This is a genomic window from Nocardia sp. NPDC059691 (assembly GCF_042733915.1).
In the GTDB taxonomy this organism is placed as follows: Bacteria; Actinomycetota; Actinomycetes; order Mycobacteriales; family Mycobacteriaceae; genus Nocardia; species Nocardia sichangensis.
On record NZ_JBHWFB010000010.1, the window covers coordinates 227324 to 241825 of the forward strand.

Sequence of the window (14502 nt, forward strand, 5' to 3'; positions counted from 1 at the left end):
GGCCATGTCGGTTCGAACGCGTCCCGCGGCCCGTGCGGCAGGCTGACGACTACCCCGGGCTGTTCCAGTCCGCGGACACGGCGTCGCTGTACGGCCAGAAGTTCTATCTTCGCGCCTACGGAGCTCGGCTTTGGCTGGCCGTGGTGGCGGCGGCGTGCGCGGCAGTCACCATACGCGTCGGCGCTTCGGGCACCGATATCGCGGCCATCCTCACGGCGATGGCCTTCGTCGGAATCCTCGCGGTCGATGTGGGCGTTCTGCGCGGACGTCCGGGTAAGTCCTGGTACGAGGGTCGCGCGCTCGCCGAATCGGTGAAGACCTTGACCTGGAAGTACGCGGTACAGGGTGCGCCGTTCGTCGGGACGCTGTCTCCGGGCGAGGCCGATCGGATGTTGATCGAGCGACTGATGCTGCTGCGTCAGGATATCTCGGCGCTGGCGTTGCGGCCGACCACCGCCCCGGCCATCACCGATCACATGCGGCGGCTGCGCTCCGCACCGTTCGACGAACGGCGCCGCGTCTACTTGAACGACCGCATCCGGGAACAGCAACGGTGGTATGCGGGAAAATCCGGATACCACCAGCGCAGGTCTCAGTTGTTCGGCACGCTGGCACTCGTTTTCGAGGTCGCGGGTGTCGCGGGAGCGCTGGCGAAGGCGTTCAACGCGGTGAACTTCGATCTCGCAGGCATTTTCGCGGCGGGGGTGGCGGGACTGGCCGCCTGGTCGTCGGCCCGTCAGCACAGTACCGGCGCCGCCGCCTATGCCGTCGCCTCGAATGAATTGAGCATCGTCGCCGAGGTCTTGGAACAGAACGACACCGAAGCCGCTTGGGCCGACGCCGTATCCGACGCCGAGGAAGCGATCAGCCGTGAGCACACGCTCTGGCGAGCCTCGCACGGCGAATGACCTGCGTGCACGACGGTGCCGCATCGATCGGACATCGGATGATCCGGCGTGGCTGCCGGATATGCCAGGCGTGGGCGCTTACCATGATCAAGCTGTGTGACGTGGCGGCGTCGCATGGCGAACGGGGAAGCGGCCCGTCCGGCGTGTTTCGTAGCGCCGGGCGGGCCGTTGCGTTCGGTCCGGCCTGCCTTCGGCCCGTGTGATCCGTCGCAGCGGCGACGGGTGCGGCGCTCGGATGTACCGCCCGCGTTTGCCACCGAGCGGCGCGGGTAGGCAACGACGAATGGCATAGGTCTGGAGGTCGGAATATGGCATCGAACAATGGGGTCGGACAGTTGCGCAGCGTCGTGCTGGATTGCCCTCAGCCGCGCAAACTCGCCAGGTTCTATCAAGAGTTACTCGGGGGAGATCTGCTCGAGGACGATGACGACGACTGGGTGGTGCTGGTCGAGGCATCAGGTCGGCGCATCGCGTTCCAAACGGCGCCCGACTACCAGCCCCCGCGCTTCCCGGATCCCGAGGGGTCACAGCAAGTACATTTCGACGTCCTGGTGGACGATATCGAGCAAGCCGAGCCCGCTGTGCTCGCGTTGGGCGCGACACTCGTGCAGGACGAAACCGATGGTGCCTTCCGTGTTTATGCCGACCCGGTGGGGCATACGTTCTGTCTGGTATTGCTCCCGGACGAGTAGAACTCCATCCGCGCCCGGTCCTGCCGCGCCGGAAGCGATCGCGCCATATACGGCGGATGTCTTATCCGGGTGGCGGGCCGGGCCACGGCGGTACCGATCAGGCGGGCATGCTTCAGTTCATTCGGGCGGGGCCGGGTGCCGGATGTCATCGGCCACCGAACCGCCCGCGACATCGGCCGCCACACCGATTTCCTCCTCGTAGCGGTGCGCGGCGAGTACCTGGTCGCGGTCGTCGGTGATGTCCTGGAGCTTTCGGTCGTCCCCGGTGCCGGTGGCCTCGGTATCCAGGACTCCGGCATCGGTGTCGGGCTCCTCTTCGGCGAGCCGGTCGCCGAGCGGTCGAGGATGAGATTGCTCCCACTGCGTCACGCCGTACTTCGTGACGCCGCTCCAGTGCTCCGGTGGGTCCATTCCGGCCTCGAGCGGGTCGGAACGCAGCCGATCCTCGTCCAGATCCTCGGCGCTGCTGAGGGCCGCCGCATCGGTCTCGACCGCGTCGGGCGCGCCGGTGTCCTGCGGCGGGTCGTATGTCTCGTTCGGTTCGGTCATCGCTGCCTCCTCTCCTGCATTCAGCGACTTCCCGCAACGGTGGTCGGCAAACCCCCGGGAAACGGATGGACGGCGTCCGCGACCGGCTGCGGGCCGTGCGCCGGAGCCCGGGGTCGCGGTCGGGGTGGGCGCGACCGTCACCGTCGGGTGAACACGCCGAGGTGTTCGGTGTCGTAGTACTCGAGGGTGAGTTTGTCGCCGTCGAACCTCGCCTGGGAGACCGATCCGTGCGGGGCGTTCTCGCCGGGAGGCGTGAAGACGAAAGTGTCGCCGTTCCAGTGCTTCAAGGGGAAGGTCATGTTGTTCGGGCCCAGGGTGAGCGTGAGGAATTGATCGGTGGCGCTGATCGTCGCCGGCCCGTAGTAGGCGTTGTCGTAGGTACCCGCGTATGCCGCCGCCGGTCGCGCGGGGGCGGGGTCGGCGGGCGGCTGTTTACCCGCCAGCGCCCCGGCCGGTGCTCCGAGCGGCTGGAACGCCGTTCGATACAGAGTGCGCCAGTCCTGCTGGACCTCCCCGAACTGCACCAGGTCGGCGAACTCCGCGTTCAGCGTCTCCGGCACGCCGATCGGGGCCGCGTTGGTGAGCGTCACGATGCCGACGTCGGCCGAGGGGATCAGGGTGAACGCGGTGGCCGCGCCGAGGCCGAACGCTCCCGAGTGACCGAGCACGACGCGGCCCGCGGCGGAATCACTCACATTGAAGCCGAATCCGTAGAACCCGGCCCGCGCGTCCGGCGTTTTCGGTGGCGCCGACACGGCTTGCGGAGAGATTGCGGGCAGCAGATCCTCGGATGGCACCAGGACCGAGCCTCCGGCGGAACCGTCGGCGAGCACCATCGTCATCCATTTGGCCATGTCGGTCACCGAGGAGCTGACGCCTCCCGCCGGGGCCTGCGCGTCCGGTTGGCGCTGTGGGTTCGCCGGCTCGTACTTCCCCTCGATCAGCACGTGCCCCTCCGCGCGGTTCGCGCGGGACACGAAGTCGGTGTAGCGGGAACTGGTCGAATTCATGCCGAGCGGACCGTAGATGGTCTGTGCGGACAACGTCTCCCAATCGGTTCCCGCCGCGGTGGCCACGGCGACGGCGGCCGCGGTCAGCCCGAAATTGGTGTACTCGTAGGAATCGCGGAACGCGCCCAGCGGCAACAGCCGAAGCCGGTCTAGAACCGCGCCGCGGTCGTAGCCGAGATCCTCCAGTAGGTCGCCCGCGTGATCGGGCAGTCCGGAGCGGTGCGCGTACAGATCGCCGATGGTGACGTGCTCGGTGACGTAGGGATCGGCGAGGGCGAAGGACGGCAGCAGCCGGTGCACCGGAGTATCCCATTCGACGCCTCCCGCGGCGATCCGGCGGGCGACGACCGTGGCCCCGACCGGCTTGGACAACGACGCAAGCTGGAAGACCGTATCCGGGTCGACCTTCTCGTCGGTGACGATGTTGCGAACGCCGAATCCCTTGCTGTACACGACCTTTCCGCCGTGAACGACGGCGACCGCCATGCCGGGGACCCCGGAGGAGGCGAACAGGTCTTCCGCGAGCCGGTCCAGCTCGCCCACGGCATCGTCGATCCGGCCGTCCGGTATCGGCACACCGGCGATCCGGTTGGGCAGCACCGCGGAACTGGACGGCGCTCCCGCTCGCGTGGAGTCCGCTCCGTCGCCGCACCCCGCTATCGCGAGTATGAGGGCCGTCGCCATCGCCGCCGGGCCGAGCAACGTGCGCCGCGGTGTGCTCACGGATCGCCTCCTGGCTGTCGCAGCGACAAAAGACCAGATAAAGGCTAGTTGAGGTGAGATTGCTGCGCGGTCGGTTCCGGTTTTCGCGGCGACGGGCCCCGCACTCGCCCGCCGCCGTCGAATTCCGGCAGATCAGACCGGCGGCGGAGCTATCCGGCGGCGGGCGTCTCCCGGATCTCCACGATCGGAAGCACCAGCGCCGCGGGCGAAGTCGCCGGAACCGCCGGATTCACCGGTGCGATGGGAGCGATACGCCGGTATCCCGTCCCCACCGGTGGGCGGGCGTCCACCTCGCCCTTGTTCGGCCAGTACGCCGCCGCCCGCTCGGCCTGCGCGGTGATCGTCAGCGACGGGTTGACGCCCAGGTTCGCCGAGACCGCCGCCCCGTCGACGACGCTGAGCGTCGGGTAGCCGTACACGCGGTGGTAGCCGTCGATCACACCGTGCTCGGCATCGGCCCCGATCGCCGCGCCGCCCAGGAAATGGGCCGTGAGCGGGATGTTGAAGATCTCCCCCCAGCTACCGCCCGCGATGCCGCCGATCTTCTCCGCGACCCGCCTGGTGACGTCGTTGCCCACCGGAATCCAGGTCGGATTGGGTTCGCCGTGGCCCTGTTTGCTGGTCAGCTTGCGGCCGAACAGTCCGCGTTTGGTGTAGGTGGTGATCGAATTGTCCAAGTGCTGCATGACCAGCGAGATGATGGTCCGCTCACTCCAGTTCTTCGTGCTCAAGAAGCTGAGCAGGTTCATCGGGTGCCGCAGCACCAGGCCGAGGAAGCGCAGCCAGCGCGGGATCCGGCCACCGCCGTCGACCATGAGTGTCTGGAGCAGCCCCATCGAGTTGGAGCCCTTGCCGTAGCGGACCGGCTCGATGTGCGTGTCGGGAGTGGGATGAATGGACGAGGTGATCGCGACGCCCTTGGTGAAGTCGGTGCCGGGGCGCACCTGCTTGGTCGCGGCGCCGACGATCGACTCCGAGTTGGTGCGCGTGAGCACGCCGAGCCGATCGGACAGGTCCGGCAGCACGCCCTTGTCGCGCATGGCGAACAGCAATTTCTGGGTACCGCGCGTGCCCGCCGCGAGCACGACGTGCGCGGCGGTGAGCGTGCGAGGCTGCTTGCGAATCCAGGCGCCGGTACGAGCGGTGGACACGTCCCACGTGCCGTCCGGGTGCGGGCGCAGTTCGGTGACCGTCGTCATCGGGATGACTTCGGCGCCCGCCTGCTCGGCCAGGTACAGGTAGTTCTTCACGAGCGTGTTCTTCGCGCCGTACTTGCAGCCCACCATGCAGTCGCCGCATTCGACGCACCCGGTGCGCTCCGGCCCGACGCCGCCGAAGTAGGGGTCGGGCACGGTCTTGCCCGGCTCGCCGAAGAACACGCCGACCGGCGTCTGCACGAAGGTGTCACCGACACCCATGTCGTCGGCGACGGCCTTGAAGACCTCGTCGGCGGGCGTCATGTGCGGGTTCCGCACCACGCCGAGCATCTGCTGCGCCCGCTCGTAGTACGGGGTGAGTTCGTCGCGCCAGTCGGTGATGTCACGCCACTGCGGGTCGCGGAAGAACGGCTCCGGCGGCACGTACAGCGTGTTCGCGTAATTCAGCGATCCACCCCCGACGCCCGCGCCGCCGAGGATGAGGACGTTGCGCAGCGGATGGATGCGCTGGATTCCGTAGCAGCCGAGTGCGGGCGCCCAGAGGAACTTCTTCAGCTCCCAGCTGGTCTTGGGCAGTTCGTCGTCGGCGAAGCGCCGGCCCGCCTCCAGTACGCCGACCTTGTACCCCTTCTCCACCAGCCGAAGCGCGGTGACGCTGCCGCCGAACCCGGAACCGACGATCAGCACGTCGAAATCCGTCGTCCGCTGGTCCATGTGGAACTCCTCGATCGTGTCGCCAGTGACTCGGCTAACACTACTCCCGGGTAAGTAACGGTTCGCAAGTCGGCTCGAACCAGCCGATCACTCCGGTGATCAGCGGTGCCGGTGGTCGCCCGCCCCGGTTAAAGAGCGATGCTCTCAATAGTTGACAACGCTCTCGGATGCGCGCATCGTTTCTGTTATGCCGACGACCCCCCGCGCCCGCGCCAGGGCCCAGACCATGAACGACATCGTCCGGATCGGGCGCGAACACCTGGCGACCGAAGGCGCCGCCGCCTTGTCCCTGCGCGCGGTCGCGCGTGACCTCGGCGTGGTCTCCTCGGCCGTCTACCGGTATGTCCGCAGTCGCGACGAGCTGCTGACCCTGCTCGTCGTGGACGGCTACAACGCCCTCGGCGACGCGGTCGACGAGGCGCTGGCCGAGGCCGGGGACGATCCGATCGACGGGCTGCGGGTTCTGGGTCGCACGGTGCGGCGTTGGGCACTGGCCGAACCCGCTCGCTACGGGTTGTTGTTCGGGACGCCGGTTCCCGGCTACGACGCACCCGCCACCGAGACCACCGCGCCGGGCACCCGGGTGATCGCCGCGCTGCTGACCCTGTTCGCTCAGGCCCATCGTGCCGGCCGACTGGCCGCGCCCGGTAAGGAGCCGCGGATCTCCGCGCCTCTCGCGGGCAGCTTCGCGCTGATCCGCGACGAGTTCCCGCTCGAGGTGCCCGACTGGCTGGTGGTCCGCGGCGTCACGTTCTGGGTCGGCCTGTTCGGGGCGGTGAGCGCGGACGTCTTCGACATGTACGGCACCAACACTTTCGCCGACCGCGACGAATTGTTCGAACTCCAGCTCGACGGACTGCTGGACATGCTCGGTTACCGCGGGTAACCACCCGCGGTGACAGGGCGGCCCGGCACTGTTCATGGCACGGTGTGCTGCGATGGAAGTCGTGACGACGCCCGGCGAACAGTTCCCCGCACACGACGCGATCGCATGGGCGCACCGGATGGGTGCGCGCATTCCACTGGTCAATGCGCCGATGGGGGGTGTGGCGGGCGGACGGCTCGCCGCGGCGGTGACCGCGGCCGGCGGGCTCGGGATGATCGGGATGGGCAGTGCCGGATCGGTCCGGGCGCTGGAGCGGGAATTGCCGCACGTGCGCGGCATCGACGGCCCGTTCGGCATCGGTCTGGTCGATTGGGTGGTCGCCGAGGAGCCGCGACTGCTCGAGGTCGCGATCGAGGCGCGTCCCGCACTGATCTCGGTGAGCTTCGGGGAAGACTTGGGCTGGGCCGCCCGAGTCGCGGACGCGGGGATCGTCCCGGCCACTCAGGTGTACAGCGGGCAGGACGCGCGGCGTGCGCAAGCCGCCGGTGTCGGCGTCCTCGTGGCCCGCGGCGTGGAGGGTGGTGGGCACGGCGCCGTGAACGCGTCGCTGCTGCCGCTGCTGGAAGAGGTGCTGGACGCGGTAATGGTCCCGGTGCTCGCGGCGGGCGGCATCGGCGCACCGGGGGATCTCGCCGCCGTGCTGCGCGCCGGGGCCAGTGGCGCATGGCTCGGCACCTGCCTGGCGGCCTCCTCGGAATCGCTGCTGTCGGATGCGGGCCGTCGTGCTCTGGTCGAGGCACGCGGCGACGACACGGTGCTCACCCGCGCGTACGACGTGGGAATGGAATTGCCTTGGCCCGCCAAGTTTCCCGCGCGGGTGCTGCGCACCGGGTTCACCGACCGGTGGACCGGGCGAGAAGAAGAACTCGCCATGGACGCGGCGGCCAAGCGCGCTCTCACCGCGGCGCTCGCCGCTGACGATCCCGCCGTCGCGCCGATCGACGCGGGGCAGGGGGTCGGCTCGATCACCTCCGTGGAACCGGCCGCGCGCGTGCTGGAGCGGCTGTGGGCGGGGGCGACCGGATCGGTCATGAGCTGAGCGGTTCAGTCCTCGCTGCTGGTTCGCTCACCGAGATAGCGGATCAACTCGGGATCGGAGGAGACCAGCCGGTCGACTTCCTCTCCGCCCGTGCACTGGTAGAGGGCGACGGTGACCGAACCGGGCCGGCGTCCGGCGACCCGCCAGATTCCGCCGGAATCGGCCCAGCGCCGCAGCACCGTGATGGGATCGTCGGTCATCGTCCACCTCCACTCGATGGTGTACCCCGAAGTGTCACCGCGGGACGGTGACCGGGTCGGAACAGCTGGCGGGCGCGTCGACGAAGGAACAATCCTTCGGCGCACGGGTCGGCTGGTAACCGGGCGCGACGCCGCCGGCCCGGGTGATGTCGGTGTATGCGGCCACCGCGTCCGTCGGCTTGCGCGTGAGGGCTGGATCGGTGAGGACGTCGACGGTGTAGAGGCCGAAACGTGGTGTGTAGGAGCCCCACTCGTAATTGTCGGTCAAACTCCAATAGTTGTAACCGATCAAGTTCATGCCGTCGGCCTTGGCTCGCTGGAGCCAGTAGACGGTGTCGCGGAGTGAATCGGCGCGGCTGTATCCGTCCGCGCGGGGCAGGCCGTTCTCGGTGGGCATCCCGTTCTCGACTATGTAGAGCGGCTTACCGGGGAACTGACGCGCATAGTGTTGCAGCGCGTAGTAGATGCCTTCCGGCTGCAGCGGGTTCTTCCACAACTCCGTGAAACTCGCCGTGGCGCTGAGGCTGTCGGGGGAGAGGCCGTAGTAGTAGTCGATGCCGATGTAGTCGAGCTTTGTGTCGAGCCTGTCCACCAGTGGTTTGTTCACCACATCCTCACCGCCGGGGATGTAGGCGACATTGCTGGTCACCATGGCGCCCGGCTGTACCCGGTGGATGTAGTCGTAAATGCTGTTGTGCGCCTGGGCGATCCGGTCTTGCATCGCGGGCGCGGCCGCGGGCGAAAGTCCGCCATGGCGCAGTTCGTTCAGCAGGTAGAAGGTCGGCTCGTTGAACGTCACCCACAACGGCTGGAACGGGGCGTAGCGATCGACGACCGCTCGTGCGTTGGCCAGCCAGTCCTCGACGAGGCCCGGGTTGTTCCAGCCCCCGCGGTCGACGGCCCAGCCCGGGTAGACCCAGTGGTCGATGGTGATCATGGGACGCATGCCGGCAGCCGTGATCGCGGCGACGACATCGTCGTAGAATTTCAGCCCCTCGGGGTCCCACTTGCCCGGTTCGGGCTGGACGCGTGCCCACTCGACGCCGATGCGGTACACCTTCACGCCCAGATCGGCCGCGAGGGCGATGTCCGAGCGGTAGCGCGCGTAGAAGTCGATCGAATCCCGGTAGGGGTCAGTCGTTTTCCCGGACGCGACGTAGCGGGACCAGTTGCTGTCCGGGGCATGGCCTTCCGATTGATATCCCGACGAGGCGACGCCCCAGAGGAAATCCGGGCCCATCGGGGTGACCGCGGCGGGCGGCTCGGGGCGGGCGGCTGCTGGGGCGGCGCCTCCGAGCAGTACCGCGGCGACGGCCGCCAAGGCGGCAGAGACATGGCGGCGGTGTGAACGCATCGAACTCCTGTTCCGAAAGGGGCTGATCCTCGTCGTCCTTCGGGTGCTCGAACCAGGGTGGGGGAGGACGGCACGGGGGACAGGGTAACTGGTCGCTTGTCCGTTTTCTCGAAAGTCGGGGAGTGGGCTGCGCTTCGAGGACTTGCGCGGAACGGAACTGCGTGGAGGGTGATGTGGCGGAGCCTCAACAACTAACATCGCAACAACTTGCATGTTGATACGTAGATATTCGCATTGAAATATGTATTTCCTCGTCTTCAAAACCACGGAACACCCCCAGAACCACCATGCGATCGTGCACGCACAACTCCGCCCAGGACGAGCCGATCCAAGATCGCGTTCGGCCTGGTCGGGCTCGAACCGGATCGGCGCAGCCAGGCCGGGCCGGGGGATCACCAGCGACCTCGTCCGGTGCGGTGACCAGCGGGATTGCGTAGAAACGGATGCAATACGAAACCTGCACCGCAACTGAAACTTCGCAATGGATATCGAAGACCGAGAGGCCGACTGTGCATAGATGTCGGTACGAGGTGTTAGATCTGTTGTAGAGCGCCTGCCAGCCTGCGAGTCGTACGGAGAGGTGTCCTGAAGTGGTGTCTAATCCGTTGCCGCGCGTGGCGAGACGGCTCGCTCAGCAGCGCTGGGTGATGCGGTCGGCGCCGGTCGTGCTCCGGCTCGAGCGCGTGATCCGGCGGGTGAGCGGCGGGCGAAGGGGTGTCCTGGATCTGGCGGGGTTGCCGTCCATCGAGGTCACGGTGCCGGGCCGGAAGACGGGGATCCCGCGGACCACGTCGTTGCTGTATGTCCCGCATGGTGCGGACTTCATCGTCCTCGGCTCGAATTGGGGGAGTTCCGAACATCCGGCGTGGTCGGCGAATCTGCGTGCCGCGCAGACTGCCTCGGTCCGGCACAAGGGTGAGCAGTTCCTGGTCGCGGTGCGTGAGATCGACGGTGTGGAGCGCAAGCCCTTCTGGGATCTGGCGGTCGAGTTCTGGCCAGGTTATGCCATGGAGTACGAGCTCTCCGGCGGCCGTGTGTTCCGGATCTTCGAGCTGCGCCGCAAATCCGGCTGAGGTGGCGTCGGCGGGGAGACGGGCGGCGCTGCGATGTCGGTGGGGCCGATTACGGTGGGGCGGTGACCACGCATCTGACCCACTGGGGCGCGTTCGAGGCGGACAGCGACGGTGAACGACTGACGGAGGTCCGGCCGTGGCGTGGTGATCCGGAGCCGATGCCGTTGATCGGGAACGTCGCTTCTGCGCAGCACCACCCCACTCGGATTGATCGGCCGTATGTCCGCAGGGGTTGGCTGGAGAACGGGCCGGGACCGGGGCCGCGCGGTTCGGAGGCTTTCGTTCCGGTGCCGTGGGAACGGGCGTTGGACCTGCTGGCGGGCGAGCTCGGCCGGGTCTACCGGCGGTATGGGGCGGAGGCGGTGTATGGCGGTTCGTACGGTTGGGCGAGTGCGGGGCGGTTCCATCACGCGCAGAGTCAATTGCACCGCTTCCTGAACTGTCTCGGCGGCTACGTCCGGCACGTGAACAGTTACAGTCTGGGCACTTCGACGGTTTTCCTGCCGCACGTCATCGGTGACATCGGCTGGTTGACGCAGCAGGCGACGGCGAAGGCGGTACTGGCCGAGCACTCCGAACTCGTGGTGGCCTTCGGTGGTCTGTCACCGAAGAACGCGGCGGTGTCGCCTGGTGGCGTCTCCCGGCACAACGTGCGGGGCTGGATCACGGCGGCGCGGGAGCGGGGCTGCCGGTTCGTGTCGATCAGTCCGTTGCGCGACGACACCCCGCCGGAGAGCGAAGCCGAGTGGATCGCGCCGCTGCCTGGCACCGACGTGGCGATGATGCTTGCGCTGGCTCAGGTGCTGGACGCGGAAGGCTTGGCGGACACGACGTTTCTGCGTGAGTACACGGTCGGCTTCGAGCGTTTCGCGGCGTATCTTCGTGGCGCGGTGGATGGAGTCGTCAAGGATCCGGAGTGGGCCGCGGCGATCACCGGGGTGGGGGCGGAGCGTATCCGGATGCTGGCGCGCGAGATGGCCGCCGCTCGAACTCTGGTGACGGTGAGTTGGTCGCTGCAGCGAGCGCGACATGGTGAGCAGCCGTTGTGGGCGGGTGTGGTGCTGGCGGCGATGCTGGGGCAGATCGGCCTTCCCGGCGGCGGGTTCGGGCATGGTTACGGCTCGGCCGCGGGCGTCGGGGAACCGGCGCGCGGGCCGGTGCCGCGACTTCCGCAGGGGCGCAACGGTGTCGATGCCTTCATTCCGGTCGCGCGGATCGCGGACATGCTGCTGAATCCGGGTGCGCCCTATCGGTACAACGGTCAGGATCTGGTGTATCCGGATGTGCGGTTGGTGTATTGGTGTGGCGGCAATCCGTTCCATCACCACCAGGATCTGGCCCGTTTGCGAATGGCGTTCGAACGGCCGGACACGGTGGTGGTGCACGATGCGTTCTGGACGGCTACCGCGCGGCACGCGGACATCGTGTTGCCGTCGACGATGTCCATCGAGCGCGATGACTACGGCGCGGGCGAAGGTGACCGGTCGTTCTTTCCGATGCGAGCGCTGACCCGCCCGCCTGCCGAGGCGCGCGACGATTATCGGATCTTCGCCGAGACGGCGGATCGGCTCGGGGTCGGTAAGGAATTCACCGAAGGACGTTCGGTCGCGGAGTGGCTGCGGCATCTGTACGAGCGGTGGCGCGTAGAGCAGTCGCGTGCGGGACAGGAGTTTCCGGATTTCGACGCGTTCTGGTCCGGCGAGGCGCTCGAGCTTCCGGTGCCGGACCCACAGCAGGTGCTTGCCGCGGACTTTCGCGCAGACCCGGACCGGTACCCGCTGAGCACGCCCAGCGGGAAGATCGAGATCTTTTCGTCGACGATCGATGGCTTCGGGTACGCCGATTGCCCGCCGCATCCGGTGTGGCTGGAGCCGGAGGAGTGGCTCGGTGGCGCGGCGGCGGAGCGGTTCCCCGTGCAGTTGGTGGCGAACCAGCCGCGGACGAAGTTGCACAGTCAGCTGGACGTGGGCGCTTATAGCCAGTCGGTGAAGATCTCCGGGCGGGAGCCGATCCGGATGCATCCCTCGGACGCCGAGGCTCGTGGTCTGCGTGCCGGTGACATCGTGCGGGTGTTCAACGATCGGGGTAGTTGCCTGGCGGGGTTGGTCGTGGACGAGGGGGTGCGAGCCGGTGTCGCGCAGCTGTCCACCGGCGCGTGGTACGACCCCGACCCGGCGGATCCGACGTTCTGCCGTCACGGTAATCCGAACGTGCTGATCGCCGACCGTCCGTCCTCGACGCTCAGCCAAGGGTGCGCCGGGCAGCTCACTTCGGTGGAGATCGAGCGTTATGCGGGCCCGCTCACGGAGGTGGAGGTGGTCCGCCCGCCGGAGCGGACGGGCGCGGAAGCGTTGTGAGGTCGCCGAGCAAGGCGGAGGTTGCCTGGTCGATGGAGGTGATGGTGGATCTGGATCTGGCGGCGTTGCGGGCGTTCGTCGCGGTGGTGGAGGAGGAGCAGTTCGGTCACGCCGCCGCTGTGCTGGGTATCAGCCAGCAGGCGGTGTCCAAGCGCATCGCGAAACTCGAATCGCAGTTGGGTGCGGAGCTTTTCGAGCGTGGACGCGGCGGCAGTACGCCGACCGCAGCGGGTCTTCGGCTGTTGCCGCATGCGCGTTCACTGCTCGTGGGCGCCGAGGCGGCGGTGCGGTCCGTGCGCGAGCGGGTGCGGCCGTTGCGGGTGGCGGTTCTGGGTAAGCGTATGGCCGCGACGGAGTTGATGGAGTTCTATCTCGCGCGTCATCCGCGCTGTGAGACCGAGATCGTCATGTCGAACATGATCACGACGTCGCGGGAGGCGCTGCGCAGCGGTCTGGTCGATGTGGCCTTGGCCCGCGCGCACGGCGGCCCGGTGGCGTTGCCCGGTGACATCGTCGCGGCTCCGGCGTATCTGGAGCCGCTGTATCTGCTCGTGGGTAAGGACCATCCGTTCGCGGGCCGGTCGACGATCGGGTTGCGGGAGGTCGCGGGGCATCCGGTGTGGGTGCCCGGTGCGGCCGTGCCGTCGGAGTGGGCCGATTTCTATCGAGAACTCAGCGCGTTCAGCGGGATTCCGATCGATACCGGGGGTCCGCTGGAGAATATGGCGGGAATCGTCGAACGTATCGCGGATTCGTCGTCGTTGGCGACCTTCACCGGTGACGGCGGGCAGACGCCGTGGCATCCGAACGTGCGGCGGCTGATGATCGTGGATCCCACTCCGGCCTATCCGCTGGCGCTGCTGTGGTCGGCGGGTGACCGGCATCCGGGATTGCGGCATTTGATCGAGCATGTCGCGGAGAGCTACAACCGGGATACCGCCGCCGCCTGCTGGGTTCCCGAACCCGATCAGGAGTTGTTCGGCGTGCCCGGTGTGGTGGCCGGTCCGTAGTGTCGGCCCGTGCCTCTACCATTCCCCGGGTGACCGGATACGACCCGCTCGACGCGTTCGAGCACCTCGACACCTCGACGTTGCCGCCGCGCCAGCAGCGGATTCTCGCCACGATTCGGGACTGGGTTCTGCGGTACGGGTATCCGCCGAATACGCGCGAGATCGGTGACGCGGTGGGTCTGCGGTCGGCGTCGTCGGTGTCCAAGCATCTGAAGAGTTTGGAGGAGCGAGGTTTTCTGCGCCGCGGCCGGACGGTGTCGCGTCCGATCGACGTGCGGATGTTCCTGCGGGCTCCGGTGCGGCGGGAGACGGCGGAGGATTCGGTGGCGGTGCCGGTGGTCGGCGATATCGCGGCGGGTGCTCCGATCCTGGCCGAGGAGCATACCGACGACACGATGACGTTGCCGCGCGAGTTGGTCGGCCGTGGCACGGTGTTCGGGTTGCGGGTGCGTGGTGATTCGATGATCGACGCGGCGATCTGTGACGGCGACATCGTGGTGGTGCGACAGCAGCACGAGGCGCATTCCGGTGAGATCGTGGCGGCGATGATCGACGGAGAAGCGACGGTGAAGGTGTACCGGCGGCGTAGCGGTCATGTGTATCTCGAGCCGCGCAATCCGGCCTACGAGGTGATCGACGGTGACGAAGCGGTGGTGCTCGGCAAGGTCGTGTCGGTGATGCGGCGGGTCTGAGCCCGGTGCGCTTGCTCGATGGCGTCGGGTCGTCGCGTTGACCGGCGCAGGGGTCTGGACCGACAGGGGATCGCGGTGGTCGAGCAGGTCGCGGCCTTGCTTGCCCCAGTAACCGCCCAGGTCGACGCGACGCGCGCT

At 67.8% G+C, this 14502-nt stretch carries 13 protein-coding genes; 8 read left to right on the forward strand and 5 right to left on the reverse strand.

Going from position 1 to position 14502, the window contains the following annotated elements:
* Window positions 1-32: 32 nt before the first annotated feature.
* Both ACFV2O_RS23000 and ACFV2O_RS23005 read left to right on the forward strand, forming a co-directional pair.
* Window positions 33-908 carry a DUF4231 domain-containing protein gene (locus tag ACFV2O_RS23000; protein ID WP_379253557.1) on the forward strand — a complete coding sequence of 292 codons (876 nt, stop codon included), beginning with the start codon at window positions 33-35 and terminating at the stop codon, window positions 906-908.
* A gap of 308 nt (window positions 909-1216) precedes the next feature.
* Window positions 1217-1600: a VOC family protein gene (locus ACFV2O_RS23005; RefSeq protein ID WP_355074122.1), complete on the forward strand. Its 384-nt coding sequence runs from the start codon at window positions 1217-1219 to the stop codon at window positions 1598-1600.
* A gap of 117 nt (window positions 1601-1717) precedes the next feature.
* On the opposite strand, the gene ACFV2O_RS23010 is transcribed toward ACFV2O_RS23005, so the two are convergent.
* From ACFV2O_RS23010 to ACFV2O_RS23020, 3 genes are all read right to left on the reverse strand, one after another.
* Window positions 1718-2149, reverse strand: coding sequence for a hypothetical protein (locus ACFV2O_RS23010; RefSeq protein WP_379253558.1), 432 nt, complete (start codon window positions 2147-2149; stop codon window positions 1718-1720).
* A 137-nt stretch (window positions 2150-2286) separates the two neighbouring features.
* Complete coding sequence (locus ACFV2O_RS23015) at window positions 2287-3843, reverse strand: serine hydrolase (RefSeq protein ID WP_379253665.1); 1557 nt, start codon at window positions 3841-3843, stop codon at window positions 2287-2289.
* Window positions 3844-4031: 188 nt separating this feature from the next.
* Complete coding sequence (locus tag ACFV2O_RS23020; RefSeq protein WP_379253559.1) at window positions 4032-5753, reverse strand: GMC oxidoreductase; 1722 nt, start codon at window positions 5751-5753, stop codon at window positions 4032-4034.
* A 187-nt stretch (window positions 5754-5940) separates the two neighbouring features.
* Here ACFV2O_RS23020 and ACFV2O_RS23025 point away from each other — a divergent pair, with 187 nt between their 5' ends.
* A complete protein-coding gene (locus ACFV2O_RS23025) occupies window positions 5941-6639 on the forward strand; it encodes a TetR/AcrR family transcriptional regulator (protein ID WP_379253560.1) in 699 nt (232 codons plus the stop codon).
* Between the two features lie 52 nt (window positions 6640-6691).
* On the forward strand, window positions 6692-7678 hold the full coding sequence (locus ACFV2O_RS23030) for an NAD(P)H-dependent flavin oxidoreductase (protein ID WP_379253561.1): 987 nt from the start codon (window positions 6692-6694) through the stop codon (window positions 7676-7678).
* 5 nt (window positions 7679-7683) lie between these two features.
* On the opposite strand, the gene ACFV2O_RS23035 is transcribed toward ACFV2O_RS23030, so the two are convergent.
* Together ACFV2O_RS23035 and ACFV2O_RS23040 are read right to left on the reverse strand one after the other, a co-directional pair.
* Window positions 7684-7878 carry a hypothetical protein gene (locus ACFV2O_RS23035; protein WP_379253562.1) on the reverse strand — a complete coding sequence of 65 codons (195 nt, stop codon included), beginning with the start codon at window positions 7876-7878 and terminating at the stop codon, window positions 7684-7686.
* 34 nt (window positions 7879-7912) lie between these two features.
* On the reverse strand, window positions 7913-9232 hold the full coding sequence (locus tag ACFV2O_RS23040) for a family 1 glycosylhydrolase (RefSeq protein WP_379253563.1): 1320 nt from the start codon (window positions 9230-9232) through the stop codon (window positions 7913-7915).
* A gap of 614 nt (window positions 9233-9846) precedes the next feature.
* Here ACFV2O_RS23040 and ACFV2O_RS23045 point away from each other — a divergent pair.
* The 4 genes from ACFV2O_RS23045 (at window position 9847) to lexA (ending at window position 14364) form a co-directional block, all read left to right on the forward strand.
* Window positions 9847-10305: a nitroreductase family deazaflavin-dependent oxidoreductase gene (locus tag ACFV2O_RS23045; protein ID WP_379253564.1), complete on the forward strand. Its 459-nt coding sequence runs from the start codon at window positions 9847-9849 to the stop codon at window positions 10303-10305.
* A 62-nt stretch (window positions 10306-10367) separates the two neighbouring features.
* The gene (locus ACFV2O_RS23050) at window positions 10368-12662 is read left to right on the forward strand and encodes a molybdopterin-dependent oxidoreductase (protein WP_379253565.1); all 2295 of its coding nucleotides are present in this window, start codon (window positions 10368-10370) and stop codon (window positions 12660-12662) included.
* Window positions 12659-13672 carry a LysR family transcriptional regulator gene (locus tag ACFV2O_RS23055; protein ID WP_379253566.1) on the forward strand — a complete coding sequence of 338 codons (1014 nt, stop codon included), beginning with the start codon at window positions 12659-12661 and terminating at the stop codon, window positions 13670-13672. Before ACFV2O_RS23050 ends, ACFV2O_RS23055 begins: the two co-directional genes overlap by 4 nt.
* 29 nt (window positions 13673-13701) lie before the next feature.
* On the forward strand, window positions 13702-14364 hold the full coding sequence (gene lexA / locus ACFV2O_RS23060) for a transcriptional repressor LexA (protein ID WP_379253567.1): 663 nt from the start codon (window positions 13702-13704) through the stop codon (window positions 14362-14364).
* Window positions 14365-14502: the final 138 nt, after the last annotated feature.

What these genes read in the sequence shown, in the direction of transcription:
- ACFV2O_RS23005 (WP_355074122.1), top strand. Translation starts at nt 1,217, where the DNA reads ATGGCATCGAACAATGGGGTCGGACAGTTGCGCAGCGTCGTGCTGGAT.
- ACFV2O_RS23025 (WP_379253560.1), top strand. Translation starts at nt 5,941, where the DNA reads ATGCCGACGACCCCCCGCGCCCGCGCCAGGGCCCAGACCATGAACGAC.
- ACFV2O_RS23040 (WP_379253563.1), bottom strand. Translation starts at nt 9,232, where the DNA reads ATGCGTTCACACCGCCGCCATGTCTCTGCCGCCTTGGCGGCCGTCGCC.
- ACFV2O_RS23035 (WP_379253562.1), bottom strand. Translation starts at nt 7,878, where the DNA reads ATGACCGACGATCCCATCACGGTGCTGCGGCGCTGGGCCGATTCCGGC.
- ACFV2O_RS23015 (WP_379253665.1), bottom strand. Translation starts at nt 3,843, where the DNA reads ATGGCGACGGCCCTCATACTCGCGATAGCGGGGTGCGGCGACGGAGCG.
- ACFV2O_RS23030 (WP_379253561.1), top strand. Translation starts at nt 6,692, where the DNA reads ATGGAAGTCGTGACGACGCCCGGCGAACAGTTCCCCGCACACGACGCG.
- ACFV2O_RS23020 (WP_379253559.1), bottom strand. Translation starts at nt 5,753, where the DNA reads ATGGACCAGCGGACGACGGATTTCGACGTGCTGATCGTCGGTTCCGGG.
- ACFV2O_RS23010 (WP_379253558.1), bottom strand. Translation starts at nt 2,149, where the DNA reads ATGACCGAACCGAACGAGACATACGACCCGCCGCAGGACACCGGCGCG.